Source organism: Streptomyces sp. NPDC005266 (assembly GCF_040607655.1).
Classification (GTDB): Bacteria; Actinomycetota; Actinomycetes; order Streptomycetales; family Streptomycetaceae; genus Streptomyces.
This window is the reverse complement of the sequence record NZ_JBEXHC010000009.1, coordinates 132,787-158,424: the sequence shown is the minus strand read 5'-3', so window position 1 is coordinate 158,424 and position 25,638 is coordinate 132,787. Positions and strand designations below refer to the sequence as shown.

19 protein-coding genes and 1 pseudogene are annotated in these 25,638 nt (G+C 72.3%); 12 read left to right on the top strand and 8 right to left on the bottom strand.

Annotated elements, in window-relative coordinates:
• Positions 1 to 49 precede the first annotated feature (49 nt).
• The 5 genes and pseudogenes from ABZU99_RS19250 to ABZU99_RS19230 form a co-directional block, all read right to left on the bottom strand.
• Positions 50 to 565, bottom strand: a pseudogene (locus ABZU99_RS19250) (nitronate monooxygenase); the annotation flags it as partial.
• A gap of 152 nt (positions 566 to 717) precedes the next feature.
• Positions 718 to 2,274 (bottom strand): NAD(P)/FAD-dependent oxidoreductase, encoded by a 1,557-nt coding sequence (locus ABZU99_RS19245; RefSeq protein ID WP_356049159.1) that lies wholly within the window; start codon positions 2,272 to 2,274, stop codon positions 718 to 720.
• Between the two features lie 46 nt (positions 2,275 to 2,320).
• Positions 2,321 to 4,540: a serine/threonine-protein kinase gene (locus tag ABZU99_RS19240; protein WP_356049160.1), complete on the bottom strand. Its 2,220-nt coding sequence runs from the start codon at positions 4,538 to 4,540 to the stop codon at positions 2,321 to 2,323.
• Positions 4,522 to 5,517, bottom strand: coding sequence for an oxygenase MpaB family protein (locus ABZU99_RS19235; RefSeq protein WP_355952452.1), 996 nt, complete (start codon positions 5,515 to 5,517; stop codon positions 4,522 to 4,524). Before ABZU99_RS19235 ends, ABZU99_RS19240 begins: the two co-directional genes overlap by 19 nt.
• Before the next feature lie 304 nt (positions 5,518 to 5,821).
• Positions 5,822 to 7,948, bottom strand: coding sequence for a pyridoxamine 5'-phosphate oxidase family protein (locus tag ABZU99_RS19230; RefSeq protein ID WP_356049161.1), 2,127 nt, complete (start codon positions 7,946 to 7,948; stop codon positions 5,822 to 5,824).
• Between the two features lie 138 nt (positions 7,949 to 8,086).
• Between ABZU99_RS19230 and dhaK the strand changes: the two genes are divergently transcribed.
• The 4 genes from dhaK (at position 8,087) to ABZU99_RS19210 (ending at position 11,864) form a co-directional block, all read left to right on the top strand.
• Positions 8,087 to 9,079, top strand: a complete 993-nt coding sequence (gene dhaK / locus ABZU99_RS19225; protein WP_355952447.1) for a dihydroxyacetone kinase subunit DhaK — start codon at positions 8,087 to 8,089, stop codon at positions 9,077 to 9,079.
• Positions 9,080 to 9,169: 90 nt separating this feature from the next.
• On the top strand, positions 9,170 to 9,775 hold the full coding sequence (gene dhaL / locus ABZU99_RS19220) for a dihydroxyacetone kinase subunit DhaL (protein WP_355952570.1): 606 nt from the start codon (positions 9,170 to 9,172) through the stop codon (positions 9,773 to 9,775).
• Entirely contained in the window at positions 9,772 to 10,188 is a 417-nt protein-coding gene (locus ABZU99_RS19215) for a PTS fructose transporter subunit IIA (RefSeq protein WP_355952444.1), read from the top strand. The genes dhaL and ABZU99_RS19215 overlap by 4 nt, the downstream gene beginning before the upstream one ends.
• A gap of 596 nt (positions 10,189 to 10,784) precedes the next feature.
• Entirely contained in the window at positions 10,785 to 11,864 is a 1,080-nt protein-coding gene (locus tag ABZU99_RS19210; RefSeq protein WP_356049162.1) for a polyprenyl synthetase family protein, read from the top strand.
• A gap of 13 nt (positions 11,865 to 11,877) precedes the next feature.
• On the opposite strand, the gene ABZU99_RS19205 is transcribed toward ABZU99_RS19210, so the two are convergent.
• Positions 11,878 to 13,092, bottom strand: coding sequence for an RNA-guided endonuclease TnpB family protein (locus tag ABZU99_RS19205; RefSeq protein ID WP_356227893.1), 1,215 nt, complete (start codon positions 13,090 to 13,092; stop codon positions 11,878 to 11,880).
• A gap of 161 nt (positions 13,093 to 13,253) precedes the next feature.
• Here ABZU99_RS19205 and ABZU99_RS19200 point away from each other — a divergent pair, with 161 nt between their 5' ends.
• The 8 genes from ABZU99_RS19200 to ABZU99_RS19165 all read left to right on the top strand — a co-directional run bounded on the left by ABZU99_RS19200 (position 13,254) and on the right by ABZU99_RS19165 (position 22,598).
• On the top strand, positions 13,254 to 14,180 hold the full coding sequence (locus ABZU99_RS19200; RefSeq protein WP_355946028.1) for a terpene synthase family protein: 927 nt from the start codon (positions 13,254 to 13,256) through the stop codon (positions 14,178 to 14,180).
• 12 nt (positions 14,181 to 14,192) lie between these two features.
• Complete coding sequence (locus tag ABZU99_RS19195) at positions 14,193 to 15,554, top strand: cytochrome P450 (protein ID WP_355946025.1); 1,362 nt, start codon at positions 14,193 to 14,195, stop codon at positions 15,552 to 15,554.
• Positions 15,555 to 15,643: 89 nt separating this feature from the next.
• Positions 15,644 to 17,002: a cytochrome P450 gene (locus tag ABZU99_RS19190; RefSeq protein ID WP_356049380.1), complete on the top strand. Its 1,359-nt coding sequence runs from the start codon at positions 15,644 to 15,646 to the stop codon at positions 17,000 to 17,002.
• A 48-nt stretch (positions 17,003 to 17,050) separates the two neighbouring features.
• On the top strand, positions 17,051 to 17,206 hold the full coding sequence (locus tag ABZU99_RS19185; protein ID WP_356049382.1) for a hypothetical protein: 156 nt from the start codon (positions 17,051 to 17,053) through the stop codon (positions 17,204 to 17,206).
• A gap of 12 nt (positions 17,207 to 17,218) precedes the next feature.
• Positions 17,219 to 18,454 carry an epoxide hydrolase gene (locus tag ABZU99_RS19180; RefSeq protein WP_356049384.1) on the top strand — a complete coding sequence of 412 codons (1,236 nt, stop codon included), beginning with the start codon at positions 17,219 to 17,221 and terminating at the stop codon, positions 18,452 to 18,454.
• Between the two features lie 406 nt (positions 18,455 to 18,860).
• On the top strand, positions 18,861 to 20,090 hold the full coding sequence (locus ABZU99_RS19175) for a glycosyltransferase (protein ID WP_356049449.1): 1,230 nt from the start codon (positions 18,861 to 18,863) through the stop codon (positions 20,088 to 20,090).
• A 237-nt stretch (positions 20,091 to 20,327) separates the two neighbouring features.
• Entirely contained in the window at positions 20,328 to 21,008 is a 681-nt protein-coding gene (locus ABZU99_RS19170) for a TetR family transcriptional regulator (RefSeq protein ID WP_356049386.1), read from the top strand.
• A 141-nt stretch (positions 21,009 to 21,149) separates the two neighbouring features.
• Positions 21,150 to 22,598, top strand: a complete 1,449-nt coding sequence (locus ABZU99_RS19165; protein WP_356049388.1) for an MFS transporter — start codon at positions 21,150 to 21,152, stop codon at positions 22,596 to 22,598.
• A gap of 58 nt (positions 22,599 to 22,656) precedes the next feature.
• Here ABZU99_RS19165 and ABZU99_RS19160 read toward each other — a convergent pair whose 3' ends face one another.
• Together ABZU99_RS19160 and ABZU99_RS19155 are read right to left on the bottom strand one after the other, a co-directional pair.
• Positions 22,657 to 24,603: a GAF domain-containing protein gene (locus tag ABZU99_RS19160; RefSeq protein WP_356049390.1), complete on the bottom strand. Its 1,947-nt coding sequence runs from the start codon at positions 24,601 to 24,603 to the stop codon at positions 22,657 to 22,659.
• A 163-nt stretch (positions 24,604 to 24,766) separates the two neighbouring features.
• Complete coding sequence (locus ABZU99_RS19155) at positions 24,767 to 25,585, bottom strand: 3-hydroxybutyrate dehydrogenase (protein WP_355946008.1); 819 nt, start codon at positions 25,583 to 25,585, stop codon at positions 24,767 to 24,769.
• Between the last annotated feature and the right edge of the window lie 53 nt (positions 25,586 to 25,638).

Sequence of the window (25,638 nt, the reverse complement as noted above, 5' to 3'; positions counted from 1 at the left end):
TCAGATCGTCGAAGACCGCCCGCACGGCGCGGGTGGAGTCCATCAGGAGCGAATGATGTGCGCTGCCGGCGAGCGTGGCGAGGAGAACGCCGTGGTCGTGGGCGCGGGTGACGACATCGGGGGGCGGTGCGCCGAGGGCGCTCGCCGGGAGCTTCACGGGGTAGTCGAAGGCGATGTCGGGTTCGCCGCGGGCGACATGCTCCAGCCAGCCGGTGATCCGCCGGCCGGACGCCTCGCCCTCGGCGAGCTCGGGGACGCCGTACGCGGCGAGCGTCTTCCAGGACGAAGGCGCGGTGCCCCTCGGGGATCATCGCCTCGAGATCGGCCTCGGTGACCCCCTCCACCTGGTTCACGGGCATCACCACATCGACGCAGTACGTTTGCCGTCGGTGTGCCCCCGCATTCGGTCGAGGTCGCGGGCCAGCTCCTCACCCGCGCCGTAGCGGACCGCGCCGAGCACACCGAACCCGCCGGCCCGAGTGATCGCCGCGGCCACGGCGGGGAACGGGGTGAAGCCGAAGATGGCGTGCTCGACGCCCAGCCTTGTACTCAACTCCGTCTCCATGGGCGGCAGGATGCCGCAGGGGGCAGGACGAGGGAAGAGCTTTCTGACGAAAGGTCAGATTCTTTGCCGCGAACGCCGCCCCGGAAGCCGCCGCGAACGCCGCCCCGAACGCCGCCCCGGATGCCGCCGCCGCGGACGCGATCGTGCCGTGACTACTTCCCCAGCACCGCCATCGCCGCGTTGTGCCCGGGGATCCCGCTCACCCCGCCGCCGCGCACGGCGCCCGCACCGCACAGCAGCACATTGGCGTGGCGCGTCTCCACCCCCCAGCGGCCCGTCCCCTCCTGGGCGTAGGGGAACGCCAGGTCGCGGTGGAAGATGTTGCCGCCGGGCAGGCGCAGCTCCCGGTCCAGATCCAGCGGGCTCTTCGCCTCGATGCACGGCCTTCCGTCGGCGTCGTACGCCAGACAGTCGGCGATCGGCTCGGCGAGATGCGCGTCGAGCTGCGCGAGCGTGGCATCCAGCAGCGCGGTGCGTGCCCCGTCGTTGTCCTGGGCGAACAGCCGGGCGGGGGTGTGCAGTCCGAACAGGGTCAGGGTCTGATAGCCCTGGGCCGCCAGCTCCGGGCCGAGGATCGAGGGATCGGTCAGCGAATGGCAGTAGATCTCCGACGGCGGACGGCGCGGCAGCTCGCCCGCGGCGGCCTGACGGTACGCCTCCTCCAGCGCGCCGTACCCCTCGGCGACGTGGAACGTCCCCGAGAACGCCTCGCGCGGGTCGGCCTCGCGGTCCCGCAGCGCGGGCAGCCGCCGCAGCAGCATGTTCACCTTCAGCTGCGCTCCCTCGGCGGGCGGGGCGGGCGGCTCCTCGCCCAGCAGCCGCGCCAGCTCCCTGGGCGCGGCCCCGGACAGCACATACCGGGCCGCCACCGTGCCGCCGCCGTCCTCGCCTTCGTAGGTGATCTCCGCCGAGGTCCCGTCGGTGGCGATCTCGGTCACCTCGCGGCCGGTCTCGATCCGCGCGCCCGCCGCGCGGGCCGCGTCGGCGAGCGCGTCGGTGAGCGCCCCCATCCCGCCGACGGGCACATCCCAGTCCCCGGTACCGCCGCCGATCACGTGGTAGAGGAAGCAGCGGTTCTGACGCAGCGAGGGATCATGGGCGTGCGCGAAGGTGCCGATCAGCGCGTCGGTGAGCACCACGCCCCGGACGAGGTCGTCCTGGAACTCCGCCTCGATCGCCTCCCCCACCGGCCGCTCGAACAGCGCCTCCCACGCGGCGTCGTCCCCGATCCGCGCCCGCAGCTCCTCCCGGCTGGGCAGCGGCTCCGTCAGCGTCGGAAAGACCCGCTCGGCGACGCGCTGTGTCATCCCGTAGAAGCGCTCCCAGGCCGCGTACTCGCGGTCCGCCCCGGTGAGGCGCTCGAACGCCGCACGCGTGCGGGCCGTGCCGCCGGTGTCCACCAGCAGCCCGGTCGCCCGCCCGCCCCGGACATCGGGCGTGTACGAGGACACCGCCCGCTTGCGCACCGCGAACCGCAGCCCGAGATCCTCCACGATCCGCCGCGGCAACAGGCTGACCAGATAGGAGTAGCGGGAGAGCCGCGCGTCGACCCCGGCGAAGGGCCGGGTGGACACGGCCGCGCCACCGGTGTGGTCCAGCCGCTCCAGCACCAGCACGCTGCGCCCGGCCCGGGCGAGATAGGCGGCGGCGACCAGGCCGTTGTGGCCACCTCCGACGATGACGACGTCGTACGCATCGCTGTGAGACATACCCCCTGGTTAGCACGTGGTGATCGCCGGGGCCAGGGCTGGGCGATCACCCCTGCCGCTGGTGTTGCACCGCCATCCGGCGGGGCGGTCCGGCCGGCTCGGGCCGGTGGCCCAACTGCTCCAGACAGTGCGCCTCGTCGCCGCGGCTGGTGAGAGTGTCGGGGTGGTCCGGGCCCAGGACACGGGTGCGGGCGCGGGCCACCTGGCGGTACTGGGCGAGGGCGTCGGACCAGCGGCCGAGCCAGCCGAGAGCGACGGCGATCTCGCGGCGGCTGACCAGGGTGTCCGGGTGGGCCGGGCCCAGAGCGCGCTCGCGCAGGGCGCAGACCTCACGCGCCTCGGCCAGGGCCTCCTCCCAGCGGCCCAGGCGGCCGAGGCTGACGCCGAGGCCGTGGCGGGCGCGCAGGGTCTCCGGGGCCAGCGGGCCCTGGGCGCGGGTGCGGTCGTCGACGAGGGCACGGTAGACCGTCAGGGCCTCCGTGCTGCGGTGCAGCCGGCCCAGGCTGATGCCGACCTCGTAGCGGGCGGCGAGGGTGTCGGGGTGGCCGGGGCCGAGGGTGCGGGCGCGGGCGGCGGCCACCTCGCGGTAGGTCCCCAGCGCCTCCTCCCAGCGGCCCAGCCGGCCCAGCGCGTACGCCACTTCGTACCGGGTGACCAGGGTGTCGGGGTGGCCGGGGCCGAGCACCCGGGCGCGGGCGGCGGCAACCTCGCGCGCCATGCGGTACGAGTCGTCGAGGCGGCCCAGACAGCCCAAGGTGAAGGCGAGGTTGTGGCGGCAGCGCAGGGTGTCCGGATGGTCGGCGCCCATGGTGCGCTCACGGGCGGCGAGCACCGCCGTGTAGATCCGGTATGCCTCGGCGCAGCGGCCGAGGCGGCCCAGGACGAACGCGGTCTCCTGTCGGGCGGCGAGGGTGTCCGGATGGCCGGGGCCCAGCGCCCGCTCACGGCCCGCCGCGACCCGCTCGTACTCGCGCAGTGCGTCGCCGGGGCGGCCCAGCAACCCGAGGGCGAAGGCGCTCTCGTAGCGGCTGGTCAGGGTCTCCGGGTGGTCGGCGCCCAGAAGGCCCTCCCGCTCGGCGGCGACCGCGCGGTGCGCGTCGGCCGCCTCCTCCCAGCGGCCCAGCCGCCCCAGGACCAGCGCGGCGCGGTGCCGGTCGGCGAGCCGGGCGGCCGCTTCGGAGGGTGGCGCGGGGAGCGCCGGGCGCGGGGCGGGGCCGGCCGGGCCGCCGGTCCAGGCGCCGGTGAGCACCGCGGGCGGGTCGTCCGCGGTGGCCTGCCGGATCCCGCAGGCGGTGACGTCCGCCTTGGAGCCGGTGGTCATGTCGCGGGCCCATGACGGGAGGTGCGGCGCCCTGGGGCCGTTGGCCCCGGCCCCGCCACGGGTGTGCGGGAACATGGCCGCCATCGGCTGCCGGGCGGCGCGTGCCGAGGCGATCCGCTCGGCGAGGTCCACGGCGTCACGCGGCCGCCCCTCCGGGGCCTTGGCGAGCAGATCGAGGACCACGCGCTCGAACCGCTCGGGGAGTTCGGGCCGGTGGCGGCGCGGCGGGGCGGGCGGGGTGTCGCGGTGGCCGACGAGGATCGCCCAGGCGTCGTCGAGGTCGAACGGCGGCACACCGGTGGCGAGTTCGTAGAGCACGCAGCCCAGCGAGTAGAGATCGCTGCGATGGTCGACCGAGCCGCCCGCGATCTGCTCGGGCGACATGTAGTGCGGGGTGCCCATGGCGATACCGGTGCCGGTGAGCCGGGCGGTGAGGCCCACGTCATGGCCGAGGCGGGCGATCCCGAAGTCGCAGAGCTTCACGCTGCCGTCGGCCAGCCGCATGATGTTGGCGGGCTTCAGATCGCGGTGCACGATGCCCTGGTCATGGGTGTAGGCGAGGGCGGCGGCCACCTGCCCGGCGATGTCGATCACATCGGGCACCGGCAGTGGACAGTGCTTGTTGTCCTCCAGCAACTCGCTGAGGTTGCGCCCCTCCAGTAACTCCATGACCAGGAACAGCACGCCCTCGTGCTCGCCGAAATCATGCACCACGGTCACCCCGCGATGCTGCAGCGCCGCGGCCACCCGCGCCTCGCGGCGGAAGCGCTCGCGCAGCACATCGGTGAACGACCGGTCGTGCTGCGGCCCCATCGGCTTGAGGCATTTGACGGCGACGCGCCGGCCGAGCGACTCGTCACGCGCCCGCCACACCTCGCCCATTCCCCCGCGCCCGATCAGGTCGAGCAGTCGGTACCGGCCCTGGATCAGCCTGGTGTCCGCCATTCTCCCCCTGCCTCCGGCGGAAGGTGCACCCTCCCGCCGCCCCCGTGAATGCCGGCCGCGCGCCATGGCGCCCCCGGCCCATCCCCGCTGTCCAGTATGGCCGCGCTTTTGCGGAGTTTGTAGGGCGAGGGACGACTGCCGGGACCGATTCGCTCGACGGCCCGCAGAATGTGCTTGGGCGGCAGCTGCCAGCGGAGCTTCGGAGGGACACAGCGCAGCGCCCTGCCCGTCGCCCGCAAACGGCGAGTGACGACAGCGGGAGCGGGCGCCGGACGCACGTACAGCTCATGGGCGTACGGAGGCAGGGACGCATAGGCGAGCGCGGCGAAGCGCCCCCAGATCACCTCACGCGCCGGCACCAGCGCGGCATGGACCGGGGGTCTGCGCAAAAAGGCGTCGACCTCACGCGCCTCGGGGGTGTCGGCCAGTTCGGGGCGCACCTTCTCGAAGTACGCGGCCAGCGCCGTCGTATCGGCCGGCACCTCGGCGGGGTCGAGGCCGACCAGCCGGGCGGATACGACGTTCTCGGCGACATAGGAGTCCGCCTGGGTGTCGGTGAGCGGAAAGCCGGAGCGCCGCACGACATGCAGATACGAGGCGATCTCGGCGCAGTGCACCCACAGCAGCAGCTCGGGCTCGTCGACGCGGTGGCGGATGCCGGTGACGGGGTCGGTCACCGACAGTCTCCGGTGGATCGACCGGACCCTGGCGCCGGCCCGCTCGGCCGCCTCGACGGTGCCGTAGGTGATGGTGGCGACGAACCGCGCGGTGCGGATCAGCCGGCCCCAGGCGTCCTCGCGGAAGTCGGAGTTCTGGGTGACGCCGCGCACCGCGAGCGGATGCAGCGCCTGGAGGTACAGCGCGCGGACACCGGCGATCCACATCATCGGATCGCCGTGCATCTGCCAGGTGACCGATCGTGGACCGAAGAGCCCCGCGTCGACGTCGGACGAACCGGGTCTGAGAGCCGCCGCCATGGCCACCACCTCCTGCGGCCAGGCTATCCCCGGCCCGCCGGCGGCTGTGACCAGGACTGCTGGTTGGCATCATTCCTGGCCGGCACCGGCGAGGCACTGTCCGGGCTGCTGCGGCCGACGAGCCCCGGCCGGGACGCCTCCATACCAGGGGCGCGGAGACGCTGCTGCAGATCTCCCGCTTCTGGACGGACCTCACCGCCTTCGACCCCGAGAGGGGCCGCTACCGGCGGCGGCCTGGGGGCGTCCTGGTGCTGGGATCGAGGGGCGCGGTAGAACGTGTTCCACCAATACGGGGAACCGGTCGTCAGCCCAGCCGTCCGGCCCCCGCCACGCGCGGCGGGCTGTCGTCGCTGCCCCGCCGTGCGACCTGTACCGGCCGGCCCGGGCGCCAGGTCCGTACCACCAGATCCTGGCCCTCCACGGCGGTGTGCACCACCTCGGTCACCTCGGCGCGGAAGAGCTGGAAGGGCTCGGGCGGCCGGACCGCCTCGGCGTAGCGGGCGAGCGACTCACGGTCGGTCACCTCCACGGCCCGGCCGCTGACCCGTACGTCACCCTCGGCCATCCCGGCGTCCGGACCGGGATTGGCCTGGATCGAGAACCGTGGATCGCGGCGCAGATCGAGCGCCTTGCGCGAGTCCGGCATCATGCCGAGCCACAACTCACCGAAGCGGAAGTCCACTTCGAGCGGGGTGACACGCGGCGAGCCGTCCTGGCGCAGGGTGGCCAGGACATGGTGGCGGTAGCGCTGGAAGCGGCCCTGGGCGAAGGAGGCGAAGGCGGGCTCGGCGGCCTGGAATCCGGCCCAGCTGGTAGTCGTGGACCTCGTCATGGCGCCCATGCTGGAACCGTTACCGGACACCCCCTGTCGGGTCTTCTCGGCTTCCAGCTCCCGCGCCTGGTCCGGCGGCAGATGCGCGCTCCACTCGGTGCCGGGCAGCGGGTAGGCGACCCAGGTGCGGGCCCAGGCCGGGAGCCGGGCCTGATCGCGCGGGGTGAGCAGCGCGGTGGGCTCGCGGGCGGCGCGGCGCAGCAGCGCGGGCACGGTGGTGGACCGGTTGTTCCCGCTGGTCTGGGCGGAGGCGCAGCCCGCGTGGTAGGCGACGGGCAGGGCCCGGTCGCCCACCACCAGACAGGGCGGCCGCAGCCCCAGCCGCTGCAGGGCCTTGGCGGCGGTGCGGTAGCGCCCGGTGGTCGTGTCGGACGTCGCCGCCGCATGCCCGAGGACGACGAACTGGCTGGCGAGCTGGAGCGTGATGACCACTCCCATCGCGACGGCCAGATGCTGGGGCGATCGCGCGCCCTGGACGGCGCGCAGGACGAGCCAGGCGATGGGCAGCGCCAGCAGGGCGTAGGAAGGCATCAGGAAGCGCGGCGCGGAGTAGTCGATGAGCAGCAGATACGGGATGGCGAGGGCAGCGGCGCAGACGATGGGCAGCACGGTCAGCGGCAGGCAGGGGGGCCGGCGGTAGCCCGGCCGCCCCAGCCCCACCCGCACCCGGGTCCGCAGCTCATGGCGGTCGCGCAGGGCGACGGAGATCGCGGTGAGGGTCAGCACCGGCAGCGCGAGCCACCATACGGTCAGCTCCGGATGGCGCAGCGGGACCTCGCAGGGGCGGCACAGCTGCGGCCCGTTGAGGCTGCGCAGCGCGGCGCCCACGCTGGAGTGGAGGCCCATGCCGCCCTCGACGTCGCTGGAGACGCGCAGCCGTTCGCCGATGCCGCCGAAGCGGTCGTATGCCTCGCCGATCCACTGGGCGGCGCCCAGCACCAGCCCGCCGACGATCGCGGGCAGGGCGGGCCGCCAGGCGCGTACGAACGCCGCCCCGGCGAGCAGCGGGAGCCCCAGCCACCCCCCGTCCGGGGTGCGCACGAGGGTGACGCCCGCGAGGACGGCGGCCAGCCACCAGCGGGCGTTGCGCTCGTCGGGGACGCGCAGGAACCAGCCGACGGCGGCCACGGCACCGAGCGCCACCCACAGGTTGGGCATCACCGCGGGCCCGCTGATCTGGGTGATCCACAGCCCGGAGAAGAGCAGTGCGGCGAGCGCGACCGTGGCCCGGGGCAGCAGCCGGTTCCACACCCGGAAGGCGGCGTAGAGCGCGCCCGCGGACAGCACCATGAGCAGCACCCGGAGCACCGGAATGGAGGAGGTCGCGGCCACGATGGGCGCGACCAGCAGACTGATGCCGCGCGAGCGCGGTGCGCTGAAGTAGGCGGGCGGGGTGCGCGGGTCCACCTGGGAGACGTACACGGACTCGTCCCAGCCCAGCGCGTGCCCGGTGTGCGGGATCACCACGGCGAGCTGGACGACGGCGTACCCGAGGGCGACCAGCCCGAGCCAGGGCGCGGGGCGCCGATACCGCTTCGGCTGCGGGGGAAGCGGGCGCGGGCGCGCGGCGGCGACCGCCGGTGCGGCAGTATTCTCCATGCGCGCACCATATGATGTCTATGTACCTTTTTCGGCCTATTAGGCCGTTCGGCTCAGCGCTCAAGGGGTGCCATGAACGAGCCGGATCCGTAGGCTGTTCCAGCGATGCACAGCCCCCATCCGGCGGAGGACGGATCCTTGAAAATGCTCATCAACGTCGCCGAGACCGTGGTCGCGGACGCCCTGCGCGGACTGGCCGCCTCCCATCCCGAATTGACGGTGGACGTCGAGAACCGGGTGATCGTCCGGCGGGACGCGCCGGTCGCCGACAAGGTGGGCCTGGTCTCCGGCGGCGGCTCCGGGCATGAGCCATTGCACGGCGGTTTCGTGGGGCCCGGAATGCTCGACGCCGCCTGCCCCGGCGAGGTCTTCACCTCTCCCGTGCCGGATCAGATGGTGCGCGCCGCGGCCGCCGTGGACAGCGGCAACGGCGTTCTGTTCATCGTCAAGAACTACACCGGCGACGTCCTCAACTTCGACATGGCGGCCGAGCTCGCCGAGGACGAGGGCATCACGGTCGCCAGGGTGCTGGTGAACGATGACGTGGCGGTGACCGACAGCCTCTACACGGCGGGCCGGCGCGGCACCGGGGCGACCCTGTTCGTCGAGAAGATCGCGGGCGCGGCGGCCGAGGAGGGCGCGCCGCTGGAACGGGTGGAGGCGATCGCCCGCCGGGTCAACGACTCCTCGCGGAGCTTCGGCGTCGCGCTCAGCGCCTGTTCGACACCGTCCAAGGGCGGCCCGACGTTCGACCTCCCGGCCGGGGAGCTGGAACTGGGCGTGGGCATCCACGGCGAGCCGGGGCGCGAGCGGCGGGCCATGATGACCTCCCGCGAGATCGCCGACTACGCGGTGGACGTGGTGCTGGAGGACCTGCGCCCGGACAGCCCGGTGCTGCTACTGGTCAACGGCATGGGCGGCACCCCGCTGCTGGAGCTGTACGGATTCGCGGCGGAGGTGCACCGGGTGCTCGGCGAGCGCCAGGTGACCGTGGCACGTACGCTCGTCGGCAACTACGTCACGTCACTCGACATGGCGGGCGCTTCGATCACACTGTGCCAGGTGGACGAGGATCTGCTGCGGCTGTGGGACGCGCCCGTACGGACCACCGGACTACGGTGGGGCTGCTGACCCGGGCCGTCCCCCCGCTCCGTACGCTGTCGCCGTTTGCTATCGACCGAGGAGGCGTCCGTGTCCAGCAGTGAATCCGCCATCGAACACGTGCTCGATACCCCCTTCTTCCACCGTTGGCTCGCCGCCGCCGCCGCGTCCGTGACCCGTGAGGCGGCCCGCCTCACCGAGCTGGACTCCGCGATCGGCGACGCCGACCACGGCACCAATATGCGGCGCGGTTTCGCCGCCGTGACGGACGCGCTGGACAAGGAGGCGCCGGGCTCGCCCGGGGCCGCGCTCATCCTGGCCGGGCGCCAGCTGATCTCCAAGGTGGGCGGCGCCTCCGGGCCGCTGTACGGGACGCTGCTGCGGCGCGCGGGCAAGGCGCTCGGCGACGCCGAGGAGATCACCCCACAGCAGCTCGCGGACGCGCTGCGGGCCGGTGTCGACGCCGTGGCGCAGCTGGGCGGCGCCGCGCCCGGCGACAAGACGATGCTGGACGCCCTGATCCCCGCGGTGGAGGCGCTGGGCGCCTCCACCGGGACCTTCGCGGCGGCGGGCGAGGCGGCCGAGAAGGGCGCGCTGGCCACCGTGCCGATGCTGGCACGCAAGGGCAGGGCCAGCTATCTGGGTGAACGCAGCGTCGGGCACCAGGATCCGGGCGCCACCTCGTCGGCCCTGATCATCGTGGCGCTCACGGAGGCGGCCCGATGAGCGACGACGGACAGGACAAGCGGGTCGGGATAGTGCTGGTGTCGCACAGCGCGGCGGTGGCCGATTCGGTGGCCCAACTGGCGACGGGGCTGGCCGGCGGGGCCACCGCGCCCATACGCGCCGCGGGCGGTGGCCCGGACGGCGGCCTCGGCACCAGCCCGGAGCTCATCGCCGAGGCGGCCCACGGGGTCGACCAGGGCGCGGGCGTGGCGGTCCTGGTGGACCTGGGCAGCGCCGTACTGGCCGTCAAGGCGCTGCTGGCCGAGGGCGACGAACTGCCCGAGGGCACCCGGCTGGTGGACGCACCGCTCGTGGAGGGCGCGGTGGCAGCCGTCGTCACCGCCTCCACCGGGGCGGATGTGGACGCGGTCGCCCAGGCGGCCTCGGAGGCGTACGCATACCGCAAGGTCTGAACCGCCGCGCCGTTCCCACGGGGCCCTGCCGATGACGGCAGGGCCCCGTTCATTGTTCAACGAATCCCCGAACCCAATTGGCGGCGCTTATTTCGCCAACACTCCGCGCGTACGGGGCGAGTCGCCTCGTTGTGGACTCCGGATGAAGAGACGGAACAGGCTTCCGAATCCGTCGATCTTGTGACTAGACTGCTGACGTCCGAGTGGGGATCGTCGGCACTCAGGGGGAAATTCATGAGCGTATTCGCGTGGGCCCGCTCACATCCGGCACCCGTCGAACCGATGGTAACCACCCAGGTGCCGAGAAAGCGGCGAAAGCGCTGCGCCCCGGCGCATATTCCGCCCGCGAAAACGGCCTGACCAGCCAAGGACCAGCCGCCCCCTGACCCCTCCGGCCCACGCCCGCCATCGATGCGTGAGCCCATCCGCCGATGCACCGGTCGCCGTCGCGCACACCCGAATCGACCCGGCCCCGTGCCCCGTGCGGCGCGCGCGGCACTCCATCAATTCCCCGTATCCGACCTTCGGTTTCCGCATGCCTTTTTTCTCTTCTTGACCGCACGATTTCCACAGTTCGACGTGGAGGAGTCAGCCTCATGGCCACACCCACGCTCATGCCCGGCCGCTTGGATACGGACGCCGTCCGCGAGTCGGTGGACGTCGCACTCGAAGATTTTCTGACGGCGAAGGCCCGCACCACCCCACAACACCATCTGCCGTATCTGTCCGGACTTCTCAAGGATTTCCTCTCGGGCGGAAAGCGCATCCGGCCCCTGCTGTGCGTCACGGGCTGGCGGGCCGTCGGCGGCGCCGAGGACACCGAGGCCGTGGTCCAGGTGGCCGCCTGCCTGGAGATGTTCCACGCCTTCGCGCTCATCCACGACGACGTCATGGACGACAGCGACACCCGGCGCGGCCGGCCGACCATCCACCGCACCCTGGCCTCGCTCCGCGCCGGCGACCGGAGGCCGGACCAGATCGAGCGGTTCGGCGTCAGCGGCGCGGTGCTGCTCGGCGACCTCGCCCTCACCTGGTCGGACGAGCTCCTGCACGCGGCGGGACTGACCCCCACCCAGCTGGACGCCGTCCTCCCGCTGCTCTCGGAGATGCGCACCGAGGTGATGCTGGGCCAGTACCTCGATCTGCGGGCCACCGGCGAGCTGACCGACGACGTCGAGGCCACGCTCACGGTCAACCGCTACAAGACCGCCAAATACACCATCGAGCGTCCCCTGCACGTCGGAGCCGCCATCGCCGGCGGCGACGCGCGGGCCATGGACGCCTTCACCGCCTACGCCATCCCGCTCGGCGAGGCGTTCCAGCTCCGCGACGATCTGCTGGGCGTGTACGGCGATCCTCAGGCGACCGGAAAGTCCCGGCTGGACGACCTGCGGGCGGGCAAGAACACCACCTTGATCGCGCTGGCCCTGCGCGACGCCGACAGCGCCCAGGCCGAGCGGCTGCGGAACCTGATCGGCAATCCGCTGCTGGACGAGAAGGACGCCGCGACCATCCAGGAGATCTTCGCCGCCACCACCGCCCGGGAAGCCGTCGAGCAGATGATCGACGACCGTCGGCACCAGGCCCTGCGGGCTCTGGACGACGCCCCCTTCACCGCGGACGCGGTCACCGCGCTGCGGCGGATCGCCCGCATGGCCACTGTGAGGAACGCTTGACTTCCTCCCCCGCCTAAAGGCGGGGGGTTCCAGCGGTCGCCCGCTGGGGTTCCTGCTTCACCGACGACCGCCCCGTCCGGGAGGACTCCCGTTGAGGTCTTACACCGTCTCCACAGGCAGACGCCGCCAGCCCGGCGGCGAGAATATTGCGTGCCGCGTTCACGTCGCGGTCATGCACCGTGCCGCAGTCGCACGTCCACTCACGGACGTTCAGCGGCATCTTCGCCGCGACCGTGCCGCAGGCCCCGCACAGCCTGCTGGACGGGAACCAGCGGTCGATCACGACGAGTTCGCGCCCGTACCAGGCGCACTTGTACTCCAGCATCACGCGCAGGTCCGTCCAGGCCGCGTCGGAGATGGCACGCGCGAGCTTGCCGTTCTTCAGCAGGTTGCGGACGGTGAGGTCCTCGATCACGACCGTTTGGTTCTCACGGACGAGCCGAGTCGACAGCTTGTGCAGGAAGTCGCGGCGCCGGTCGGCGATCCGCGCGTGGACCCTGGCGACCCTGCGCCGGGCTTTCTCCCGGTTGGCCGAGCCCTTCGCCTTCCGCGACAGCTCCCGCTGAGCGCGGGCCAGACGGGCCCGGTCACCCCGCTCGTGCCGGGGGTTGGCGATCTTCTCCCCGGTGGACAGGGTCACCAGGGAGGTGATCCCGGCGTCCAGGCCGATCGCCGCGCCGGTGGCGGGGGCGGGGACGGGGGCGATGGTGTCTTCGACGAGCATCGAGACGAACCAGCGTCCGGCGCTGTCGCGGGAGACGGTCGCAGTCGTCGGCTCCGCTCCTTCAGGGAGCGGACGCGACCAGCGGATGTCCAGCGGCTCCGCCATCTTGGCCAACGTCAGTCGCCCCTCGCGCCACGTGAAGGCACTGCGGGTGTACTCGGCCGACGCCCGGGACTTCTTCCGGCTCTTGTAGCGCGGGTACTGCGCGCGCTTGGCGAAGAAGTTCCCGAACGCCGTCTGAAGATGGCGGAGCGCCTGCTGGAGCGGGACGGAGGACACCTGCGTCAGAAAGGCCAGCTCATCGGTCTTCGTCCACTGCGTGAGCGCGGCCGAGGACTGCACGTAGGAGACCCGGCGCTGCTCGCCGTACCAGGCCCGGGTGCGGTCCTCCAGCGCCTTGTTGTACACCAGGCGGACGCAGCCGAACGTGCGAGACAGCTCGGCTGCCTGCTCGTCCGTGGGGTAAAAGCGGTACTTGAACGCCCGCTTGACCTGCTGCGTCACACCTCACACCGTATCAGATTCCGTGTGAGTAGAGGGTGTCGGTCGGTGGACGGTGTACGCCGGTCCGCCCTGGCGGCGAACCGGCTTTCCCTGCCCTGCTCCGCAGGAGCTTCGTTTCCTCCCCGGCCTGAAGACCAGGGTATCCACGAAGGAAGGCCCCGATGACCACTGACCTTTCCACGGCCCGGGCGGCCCAGGACCTCAGCGGCCACAGCGTGCGCCCCTATCTGGCGGAATGCACCCGTCGCTTCCAGGAGACGTTCGCCCGGCACGCCGTCCCCCGGCCCGCCATGGTCGAGTTGAGCGACGCCGAACTCCGCGAGGTGATAGCCGACTGCAACTCGGCGGTGGCCCCCCTCGGGAAGACCGTCTCCGACGAGCGCTGGATCTCCTACATGGGGGTCGTGCTGTGGTCCCAGAGTCCGCGTCACATGAAGGACAGGGAAGCGTTCAAAGCCGTCTGCGTGCTGAACTGCGTGACCTTCGTCTGGGACGACATGGACCCCGCCCTGCACGACTTCGCTCTCTTCCTGCCCCAACTGCGCCGGATCTGCGAGAAGTACTACGGCGCCGAGGACGCGGAGGTGGCCTACGAGGCGGCGCGCGCCTTCGTCACCAGCGACCACATGTTCCGCGACTCGCCCATCAAGGCGGCCCTGTGCACCACCTCCCCGGAACAGTACTTCCGGTTCCGGGTCACGGACATCGGTGTCGACTTCTGGATGAAGATGTCGTACCCGATCTACCGGCACCCGGAGCTCACCGAGCACGCCAAGACGGGCCTCGCGGCCCGCATGACCACCCGCGGCCTCACCATCGTCAATGACTTCTACTCCTACGACCGCGAGGTCGCGCTGGGCCAGATCACCAACTGCTTCCGGCTCTGCGATGTGACCGACGAGACGGCCTTCAGGGAGTTCTTCCAGGCGAGGCTGGACGACATGGTGGAGGACATCGGCTGCATCAAGGCGTTCGACCAAGTCTCCAGGGACGTCTTCCTGGATCTCATCCACGGCAACTTCATCTGGACCACCAGCAACAAGCGGTACAAGGCGGCCGTCAACGATGTGAACTCCCGCATCAGCTGAGGAAGGAGGACCGTGACGTCCGCGAAGACCTCCGGCCGGCCGGCGTGTTCCTGGTCGAGCGGCACCGCGCCCGGCGCGGTGCCACTGCTGGGCCACGCCCTCGCGCTCTGGCGCCGCCCGCTGCCGTTCCTGGCCTCCCTGCCCGCCCACGGCGATGTGGTGGAGGTCAGGATCGGCCCGAGCCGCGCCTACCTCGTCTGCCATCCCGAACTGGTCCGCCAAGTACTGCTCAACCCCCGCGTCTTCGACAAGGGCGGCGTCTTCGACAAGGCGCGGCAGCTGCTCGGGAACAGCCTCTCGGTCTCCCGGGGCGAGGATCACCGCTCGCAGCGGCGGATGATCCAGCCCGCGTTCCACACCCGGCGCATCGCCGACTACACCGCAGCCGTCGCCGAGGACACCCGTGCGGCGATCGGCGCCTGGCGGGCGGGGCAGACTTTGGACCTCGGCGACGCCATGCACGCCCTGCTGATGCGGGTCGCCGCACGGACACTGTTCTCCACCGGGGTCGACGAGGCGACGATCGACGAGGCGCGGCACTGTCTGCGCATCGTCTCCCAGGGCATCTACCGGCGCACCATGGCGCCCTTGGGCATCATGGAGAGGCTCCCCACCCCGGGCAACCGGCGCTACGACCGGGCCAACGCCCGGCTGCGGCAGATCGTCGACGCGATGATCAGCGACCGCCGCCGCTCCGGCGCCGACCACGGCGATCTGCTCTCCACGCTGCTGCGCGCCCGGCACCCGGAGACCGGAGCGAGCCTGACCGACCGCGAGGTCCTCGACCAGGTGGTCACCTTCCTGGTCGCCGGAAGCGAGACCACCGCCTCGACCCTCGCCTTCGTCTTCCACCTCCTCGGCACCCACGCCGAGGCCGAGCAGCGGGTGCACGCCGAGATCGACGAGGCGCTCGGCGACCGCTCGCCCGCCTTCGAGGATCTGCCGAAGCTGGAGTACGTCCGCGCGGTCATCTCCGAGTCGCTGCGGCTGTATCCGCCGTCCTGGATCTCGATGCGGGTCACGGCGTCGGAGACCGCACTCGGCGGCCGGACCCTTCCCGCGGGCACGATGGTCCTCTACAGTGCCCAGGCGCTGCACCACAATCCCCAACTCTTCCCCGCCCCCGAGCGGTTCGACCCCGGGCGCTGGCTCGGCGAGCGGGCCACGGAGGTGCCGCGCGGGGCGCTGCTCCCGTTCGGCGCGGGCAGCCACAAGTGCATCGGGGATGTACTGGCCCTCACCGAGACCGCCCTGATCGTGGCCACGATCGCGAGCCGGTGGCGGCTTCGTCCGGTGCCCGGCTCCCGGCTGCGCCCCGAGCCGAAGGCGACGCTGGAGCCCGGACCGCTGCCCATGGTGTGCCGGCCGCGCTGACCTCGCGGCCGCCGTAAGGCCCGCGCCGCACGGCCGGGCTCCCGTACCTTCCGTACCCACCGTCACTCGCGAGCGAAGGACGTCACCGCATGAGGACCGCGCAGCACCCGGCGACCCACGACTGGAGGTTCGCCACCGCCCCGGGCGGGCTTCCGCTGATCGGCCATGCCGTGCTCATGGGCCGCCGGCCGCTCCAGTTCCTGGCCTCCCTGCCCGCCCACGGCGATCTGGTCGAGCTGCGTCTCGGGCCCCGGCGCGCCTATCTGCCCTGCCATCCGGAGCTGGTCCAGCAGGTGCTGGTGAACGCCCGGGTCTATGACACCGGCGGTCCGGTGAAGGAGACGGCCCGGCCGATCCTGGGCAACGGCCTGATCACCTCCGACTGGGCCGACCACCGCAGGCAGCGGCGGCTGGTGCAGCCCGCCTTCCACCCCGCCCGGATCGCGACGTACGCCGAGGTGATGGAGCGCGAATGCGCGGCCGAGTCGCGGTCGTGGCGGGCGGGCCGGGCCATCGACGTCAGCCATGAGATGCTCGCGCTCACCGCGCGGGTGACGGCCCGTGCGCTCTTCTCGACCGACATGGCCCCGCGGGCCGTCGCCGAGATCCAGCACTGTCTGCCGGTCGTCGTGGCGGGCGCCTACCGGCAGGCGATCGACCCCACCGGGCTCTTCGCCAGGCTCCCGATCCCGGCCAACCGACGCTTCGAGGACGCACTGCGGCGGCTGCGCCGGCTCGTCGATGGGGTGATCGGCGACTACCGGGCGGCCGGCGGCGACCGCGGCGATGTGCTCTCCGCGCTCTTCGCCGCGCGGGACGACGAGACCGGCGCCACGATGTCCGACCAGGAGATCCACGACCAGGTGATGACGCTGCTGCTGGCCGGAATCGAGACCACGGCCTCCGCGCTCACCTGGGCCTGGTTCCTGCTCGGCCGCAACCCCCGGGCCGAGGCCGCGCTGCACGCCGAGGTCGACGAGGTGCTGGGCGGGCGTGCCCCGGTCCACGCCGACATCCCCCGGCTCGGCCACACCCAGCGGGTCTTCACCGAGGCGCTGCGGCTCTTCCCGCCCGCGTGGCTGTTCACCCGGACCACCACCGAGTCCACCCGGCTCGGCGGACGGCGGCTGCCCCCGGCCGCCGACGTGCTCATCAGCCCCTATGTGCTGCATCACCGCGCCGATCTCTTCCCCGAGCCCGAGGCGTTCGACCCCGACCGCTGGCTTCCCGAGCGGGCCAAGGACGTGGCGCGCGGCTCGTATCTGCCGTTCGGCGGCGGCAGCCGCAAGTGCATCGGCGATGTCTTCGGCATGACGGAGGCGACGCTCGCCCTGGCCGCCGTCGCGTCCCGCTGGCGGATGCGTCCCGTCCCGGGCACGAAGATCCGCCCGAGGCCGCAGATGAGTCTCACCGCCGGTCCGCTGCCCATGGTGCCGGAACCACGCTGAGGCGGCCCCGATCTCCTGCGCCGGGAGATCCACGGCGGGCTTCAGGTCGTGGAGAACTGGAACAGCGCGAACACCGTGCTGCACTACGGCAAGGACGGCGCCCTGACCGGCCCGGACAAGGAGCACGCCGAGACCTCGATGCTCGCTCTGCACCTGCTCCAGTCCAACCTCGTGCACGTCTTCTCTGAAACTACGAGCTCGTAAGGAAATCGCGCCATGACCACCCCTCACGCCTTCCCCCTGGAGCCCACCCCGATCCACGTGTCCGACAAGGTCCTCGATGACCTGCGCGCCCGTCTCACATTGACGCGTCCGCCGCTGGACGAAGGGAATGAGGACTGGTCCTACGGCGTCCCGGACAGCTATCTCCGTGAACTGGTCGCCTACTGGCGGGACGGCTACGACTGGCGCAAGGCCGAGGCCGCCATCAATGTCTACGAGCACTACCAGGTGAGCGTCGCCGGTGTCCCGGTGCACTTCATGCGCAAGCCCGGCCGCGGCCCCCGCCCGATCCCGTTGATCCTCACCCACGGCTGGCCCTGGACGTTCTGGCACTGGTCGAAGGTGATCGACCCGCTCGCCGACCCGGCCGCGTTCGGCGGTGACCCCGCCGACGCGTTCGACGTCATCGTGCCGTCCCTGCCCGGCTTCGGTTTCCCCGGCCCGCTCACCGGCTTTTCGGACGTCAACTTCTGGAAGGTCTCCGACCTCTGGCACACCCTGATGACCGAGACCCTGGGATACGAGAAGTACGCCGCCGGGGGCTGCGACATCGGCGGGATCGTCTCCAGCCAGCTCGGCCACAAGTACGCCGACGAGCTGTACGGCATCCACATCGGCTCCGGGCTGCCGCTCGACTTCTTCACCGGCCCCCGCGCCTGGGACTTCGGCCGGAATCGGCCCCTCACCGACGACCAGCCCGCCGACGTCCGCGCCCGCATCATCGAGCTGGACCACCGCTCGGCGTCCCACCTCGCCGTGCACTTGCTCGACGGCGCCACCCTGGCCCACGGGCTGAGCGACTCACCCGCCGGACTGCTCGCCTGGCTGCTGGAGCGCTGGAACGCCTGGAGCGACAACGGCGGTGACGTGGAGTCCGTCTTCACCAAGGACGACCTGCTCACCCACGCCACGATCTACTGGGTGAACAACTCCATCGCCACGTCGATGCGTTACTACGCCAACGCCAACCGCTACCCCTGGGCTCCCGCCCACGACCGCACCCCGGTCGTGCAGGCCCCGGTCGGCCTCACCTTCGTCACGTACGAGAACCCGCCCGGCATCCACACCGCCCACGAGCGCGTCCGGGCATTCAAGACCGGCCCGCAGGCCGATTGGTTCAACCACGTCAACGTCAACGCCCACGACCACGGCGGCCACTTCATCCCCTGGGAGAACCCCGACGCCTGGGTGAGCGACCTGCGCCGCACCTTCCACGGCCGCAGGCCCTGAACGACCCTGCGGGCTCGTCTGGTGACGAGCCGGGCGAACGTTGCCCGGCGGGGGCGTGCGCGTCGGCCGACCGGCCCGCACCGCCCGCCACGCCGTCTGCCTGAGCCGGCCTCCCTGCGGGACCCCGCTCGCCGCCACCCTCCCGGGAGCCCTGTCATGCCACCGCCACGCCCGTTCCGTCAGCGGGATCCTCCTGGGCCGACGGCACCGCCGGACGCGGCGGGCCCCCGCTTCGCAAGGAGGTCGTCGGTCCACAGCGGACGACAAAAGGCAAAGGCAAGGAGGTTACCCGCTCCTTGCCATGCTCAACGTATAGCGCACCAGGGGGCTTGCGGCAAGACCCCCGGCGTGCCGCAGAATCGCCGACGAAGCCAGAACCTACGGAAACGGGTGTCGCGAAGTGCGTGTGTTGTTGTCGACGTATGGGTCGCGCGGGGACGTCGAACCGCTGGTGGGACTCGCGGTGCGGTTACGGGAACTCGGCGCGGAGGTGCGGGTGTGCGCGCCGCCGGACGAGGACTTCGCGCGGCGGTTGGGCGATGTGGGCGTGCCGCTGGTGCCGGTCAGCCGGTCGGCGCGGGCCTGGACGAAGGAGCCCCCGCCGGCGTCGGGCCTGCCGCAGCGCGCAGCCGAGGTCATCGCCGCGCAGTTCGACGCGGTACCCGCGGCGGCCGAGGGATGCGACGTGCTGGTGGCGACAGGGATGATGCCGGCCGCGGCCGGTGCTCTGTCGGTGGCCGAGATGCTGGGCGTCAGGTCCGTGTCCGTGACCTTCCAGCAGCTCACCCTGCCGGCGCCGCACCGTCGGCCACTGGCGTATGCGGGGCGGCCGTTCCCGCCGGAGGTGATCGACAACCGGGTGCTGTGGGATCTGGACGCCCAGAGCATCGACGCGCTGTTCGGCGAGGCGCTCAACACGAACCGTGCGGCGGCCGGTCTGCCCCCGGTGAAGCACGTCCGCGACTACGTCATCGGGGACCAGCCATGGCTGGCGACGGACCCGATCCTGGATCCGTGGCAGGAGACACCCGACCTCGACGTCGTTCAGACCGGCGCGTGGATCCTGCCGGACGAACGCCCGCTCCCGGCCGAGTTGGTGGCGTTCCTGGACGCCGACGCGCCACCGGTGTACGTGGGCTTCGGCAGCATGCCGATGCACGCCTCGACGGACGTCGCCCAGGTGTCCATCGAGGCGGTCCGCGCGCAGGGCCGCCGCGTCGTCATCGGGCGCGGCTGGGCGGACCTGGCGCTGATCGACGGCCGGGAGGACTGCTTCGCCGTCGGCGAGGTCAACCATCAGGCGCTGTTCGGCCGGGTAGCCGCTGTCGTGCACCATGGCGGCGCGGGTACGACGACGACGGCCTCTCAAGTCGGCGCCCCCCAGGTGGTGGTCCCCCAGTTGGCGGATCAGCCGTACTGGGCCGGCCGGGTGGCCGAGTTGGGCATCGGCGCGGCACACGACGGTCCAACTCCGACCTTCGAGTCCCTGTCGGCCGCGCTGAGGACGGCCCTGACACCCCAGACCCGCGCACGAGCGGCCGCCGTGGCCGACACGATCCGCACCAACGGGGCAACGGTGGCCGCGAAGCTGCTGCTCGACACGGTCAGCCGAGAAAGGCCGGCAATGTCCGCGTGAACCACGCGGGTGCGGATGCTGCGTGAACACGACGAGCAGGCCACCACGGCAGCGAGCACCTGATCACCTCGCTACTGTGCGGCTGGTGTCCGGGCTGGGACTCCGGGGCCGAGCCGCCGCTGCCTTGCACCGTGGGTCAGGGACAGGAGACCGGGGCCGAGGCGAGGGAACGGGAGTTGCGGCAAGGGAGACCCTTAACCGGAGGAATTTCCCCGGTTAATGTTAGGGTGGCGCGCCATGGGCAGCCGTGTGGAGAAAGAGACACCGTTGCGCCGGGACGCGCAGCGCAACCGGGAGATGCTGATCGCAGCCGCCCGGGAAATCTACGCGGATCAGGGTGTGGACGCACCCCTCGACGACATCGCCCGCCGGGCCGGAGTCGGCAGCGCCACCCTCTACCGCCGTTTCGCGGGCCGGGCCGAACTCATAGAAGCGGTCTTCGGCGATTCCCTGAGGGACATCCTGCGGGCCGCACAGGACGCCAGGAAGAGCGCCGACGCATGGGCCGGGCTGACCGCCTATCTGGAGCGCATATTCCGGCTGCTCGCCGGCGACCGGGGCACCAACGACCTGATGACCACCGGCATCCAGGGTGTCCCCTCGCTCGACGCCCTCCGCGAGGAGAACGCCAGGACCATCGGCGCCCTCCTGCGGCGCGCCCAGGAGCAGGGCGCGATACGGGACGACGTCACCGCGGAGGACCTGTTGTTCCTGCTGGCCGCGCTCGGCCGGGCCGTCCCCGGCTCGGCCACCGCCGCGCCCCAGGCCTGGCGCCGCTATCTGGCCCTGCTGCTCGAAGGGATCCGCCCCGAGGGCGCCCGCCCGCTCCCGGCCCCGGCGCTCACCCCCGGTCAGCTCGGCCTCGTCATGCACCAGATCGGCAAGCCACGGCGGCCGCGTACGGGGCGCACCGACTAGCGCCGCCGGTGGAGTTGGCCCCTTGCGGCACCACAGTGGGCGGGCGAAGTGTGTAGCCCGCCTACATATCCGAGCTGACCAGGGCATTTCTACGGTGTGGCGACACAAATCCGTCCCCGCACCCGCTCGGAAGTGGTGACCATGGCTGCCCCGGCTTCACCGGCCTCCTCTCCCCCGACTCCCCCGGCTCCCCCGACAGCGCCCGGCTCCCTGCGGCGCGTCGTCGCCGCGAGCCTCGTCGGCACGACCATCGAGTGGTACGACTTCTTCCTCTACGGGTCGGCCGCCGCGCTCGTCTTCAACAAGCTCTTCTTCCCGCACTCCGAACCGCTCGTCGGCACTCTGCTGTCGTTGCTGACCTACGCGGTCGGCTTCGCCGCCCGGCCGGTGGGCGCGCTGGTCTTCGGCCACTACGGCGACCGGCTCGGCCGTAAGAAGCTGCTGGTCCTGAGTCTGCTGCTGATGGGCGGCGCGACCTGTGCCATCGGGCTGCTGCCGACCTATGCCACGATCGGCTCCGCCGCCCCCGTCCTGCTCACCGCACTGCGGCTGATCCAGGGCTTCGCACTCGGCGGCGAATGGGGCGGCGCGGTGCTGCTGGTGTCCGAGCACGGGGACGCGCGACGGCGCGGATTCTGGGCCTCCTGGCCGCAGACCGGCGCCCCCGCCGGGCAGTTGCTGGCCACCGGCGTGCTCTCCGCCCTGACCGCCCTGATCTCGGACGCCTCCTTCGAGTCGTGGGGGTGGCGGGTTCCGTTCCTGCTCTCGGGCGTGCTGGTGATGGTCGGCTTGTGGATTCGTCTCTCTGTCGATGAATCACCCGTTTTCAAGGCGGCGTTGGCCCAGGCAGAGGCCCGTAAGGCGGCCGGCCGGGATGCGGCGGCCGAGAAGATGCCGCTGGTGGCGGTCCTGCGCCACCACTGGCGCGATGTGCTGGTCGCCATGGGCGCCCGGATGGCCGAGAACATCAGCTACTACGTCATCACCGCCTTCGTGCTCGTCTACGCGACCTCCGACCACGTCGGCCTCGACAAGCAGACCGCGCTCAACGCCGTGCTGATCGCCTCCGCCGCGCACTTCGCGGTGATCCCCGCCTGGGGCGCGCTCTCGGACCGCGTCGGGCGCCGTCCGGTCTATCTGCTGGGCGCGGCGGGCGTGGGGGCCTGGGCCTTCCCGTTCTTCGCCCTCATCGACACGGAGGACTTCGGGGCGCTGCTGCTCGCGGTCACGGTCGGGCTGATCTTCCACGGCGCGATGTACGCGCCGCAGGCGGCCTTCTTCTCCGAGATGTTCGCGACCCGGATGCGGTACTCGGGGGCGTCGATCGGCGCCCAGTTCTCCTCGGTGGCCGCCGGCGCCCCCGCCCCGCTGATCGCCACCGCGCTGCTGGCCGACTCCGGCAGCGCGACCCCCATCGCCCTGTATGTCATCGCGGCGGCGCTCCTGACCCTGGTGGCGGTCGGCGCCGCCAGGGAGACCCGCGACCGGGACCTGGCCGACATCCAGCCGACCACGGGCCCCTCGCCGCGCCCCGCGCCGAACCCGGACGAAGCTCCGGACGCCGCCCCGCGCTCGGCCTCGGCCTCGTAGGGTCACCTCAGGGCCCCGGGGCGTGGGCGGCGCGCCATGCCCTGGGGCCCTTGGGTGCTCAGGGGTGGGTCACCGCCGACGCCAGGCGGTGCAGCCGCAGGGCGAGCTGGATCTCCAGGGAGCGGGAGGGGGACTGCCAGTCGGGGCCGAGCAGCCGTGCCACCCGCTCCAGCCGCTGCGCCACCGTGTTGACGTGCACGTGGAGTTCGTCCTTCGTACGTGCCGGACTCATGCCGCTGGCGAAGTACGCGCCGAGGGTGCGCACCAGATCCGTGCCGCGCCGCTCGTCGTAGTCGAGGACCGCCCCGATCGTGCGGGCCACGAAGTCCTGGACGCGGGTGCCGTCCGGGGCGCCGTCGCGGGTGCCGGCGAGCAGCAGGCCCAGGAAGCCGAAGTCCTCGGCGGCGGCGCCCTGGCCGGCCCGTCCCAGCACCCGCAGCGCGGCGAGACAGCGCCGTGCCTCGGCGTAGGAGGCGGCGACCTCACCGGGCCTGGCGGCGGGGGCGGGGATCGGCGCGGAGGCGCCGACGGTGACCGCCGTGTGGACGGCGGTGCCCAGCTGCCGGGCGGTCCGGCGGGCGAGGGCGTCAGCACTGTCGCCCTCGTCGAGCGGCAGCAGGAGGACGGTGCCGCCGTCGCGCGCGGCGGCCAGTCCGTGCCGGGTGACCGCCAGATGGGACGCGGCGGCCCACAGCCGCTGCCGGTCGGCGGCGTCCTCGGCGGGTGCGCCGCAGCGTTCCGGGCCGGGCGTGTCGATGGAGGCGGCGAGCACCACATGGGGCGCGTCCAGATCCGCCCGCAGCCGCGCGGCGCGCTCCCGCAGCAGCCGCGGCGCGCGGTCGGGCGCGTCGAGAAGGTCGTCCAGCAGCTCGCCGCGCACCCGCTGTTCGGCCTCGCCCGCCGAGCGGCGGGCGAGTTGCAGCAGCGAGGTGACCATCGCGGCCCGCTCCAGGGTGCGCTGGTCCACGGGGTCGAGCCGGGGGTGGCCGCGCAGGACGAGCGCGCCGAGCAGTTCGCCGCCCGCGGAGACGGCGGCGACCCAGTCCTCCTCGCCCCGCCGCACCGCGTGGCCTTCGGCCCGCGACCACTCCACGGCGGCCTGGGGTGCCTCATCGGCCTCGACGAACTCCACGGACCCGCTCAGCACTTCGGCCACGGCGGCGGCGACGTCATGCACCCCGCCGCCGCGCAGCACCAGCTCGGTCAGGCGGTCATGAACCTCGGAGGCCCGCTCGATGACGCCGCTGCCGGTCCGGATGATCTCGTTGGCGGCCTCCAGCTCGGCGAGCGCCGTACGGGTTTCGGCGAGCAGATTGGCGGTGTCGATCGCGACGGCCGCGTGGGCGGCGAAGGAGGCGAGCAGCGCGATCTGCTCGCGTTCGAAGACCCGGGCCCGGCGGTCGGCCGCGAACAGCACGCCGATGACACCGCTGCCGAGCAGCAGCGGCACGCCGAGGATGGCGACCAGACCCTCGTCGCTGACGCCCGCGTCGATGGTGCGGGTGTGCTGGAACCGCGGGTCGTCGAAGTAGTTCTCGGTCACATACGGGCGGGCGGTCTGGGCGACCAGACCGCCGAGCCCCTCCCCCATGCCGAGCCGCAACTGCTGGAAGCGGGCGGAGACCGAGCCGTCGGTGACCCTCATGTAGGTGTCACCGGCGGTCGGGTCGTTGAGCGTCAGATAGGCGACCTCGGTGCCCAGCAGCGAGCGGGCGCGCTGGACGATGGCCTGGAGTACGGCGTCCAGATCGCGCAGCCCCGCGAGGTCGTGGGCGGTCTCGAAGAGCGCGGACAGCTCCGCCTCGCGGCGCCTGCGCCCCTCCAGCTCACCGCGCACCCGCAGGGCGAGCAGCTTGGCGCGCTCCAGGGCAGCCAGCCGGCCGGCCGGCGCCTTGTCGGCGCGGGCGCGCAGCACCGGGCGCTCGTACGCCTCGGCGGGCGCGCCGCGCGCCAGCAGTTCCAGATACGGGGTCTCCGGCTGATCCTCGGGCATGGGCACAGGCATACTCCGGCCCGGGGCGCGGGCGCCAGCCGTCGGACGGCCGGGCAGGCGGTCCGGTGACTGAGCCGATTGACCACTCAGTGGGCCGTCCATGTCAGTGGGCCCGTCCATCTCAGAGGGGCCGTCCATCTCCGTGGGGCCGTCCATGTCCGTGGGACCGTCCATCTCAGTGGGCGGTCCATCCGCCGTCCATGCTGAGCGAGGCGCCGGTGACGAAGGAGGTGTGCGGACCGCACAGGTACGCGACGGCCTCGGCGACCTCCTCCGGCTCGACCAGCCGCTTGATCGCCGAGTCGGCCAGCATCACCTCGGAGACGACCCGCTCGGGGGAGATCCCGTGGGCCTCGGCCTGGTCGGCGATCTGCCGCTCGACGAGCGGGGTGCGCACATAGCCGGGGTTGACGCAGTTGGAGGTCACCCCATGCGCGGCGCCCTCCAGGGCGGCCACCTTGGAGAGCCCTTCCAGGCCGTGTTTGGCGGCCACGTAGGCCGACTTGTACGGCGAGGCGCGGAGCCCGTGCACGGAGGAGAGGTTGACGATTCGGCCCCAGCCCTGCGCGTACATATGCGGCAGGGCGCCGCGCACCAGCCGGAACGGGGCCTCCAGCATCACGGTCAGCACCCGGGAGAAGACCTCGGGCGGGAACTCCTCGATGGGCCGGACGAGCTGGAGTCCGGCGTTGTTGACCAGGATGTCGGCGCCGTCCGCGGCCCGCTCGGCGGCGTCGAGGTCGGTCAGGTCGAGGGCGTGGGCCTCGACCGCCCCCCGCGCCCGGCCGGGGGTGGCGGCAGCGGCGGCGACCAGCTCGGCGAGCCCTTCGGCGTCCATGTCGACGGCGCGCACCCGCGCCCCGGCGGCGGCCAGCCGCAGCGTGCACGCCCGGCCGATGCCCCCGGCGGCGCCGGTGACGAGTGCGGTGCGGCCGGAGAGGTCGAGGGCGGCGGGCGGCCGGGGGGCGGGGCCTGGTGTGGTGGACGCGCTCATGAGGGGCAGATTAGGCAGCGGCCACGCCCGGACCGATGTGGGTGTGGCACACA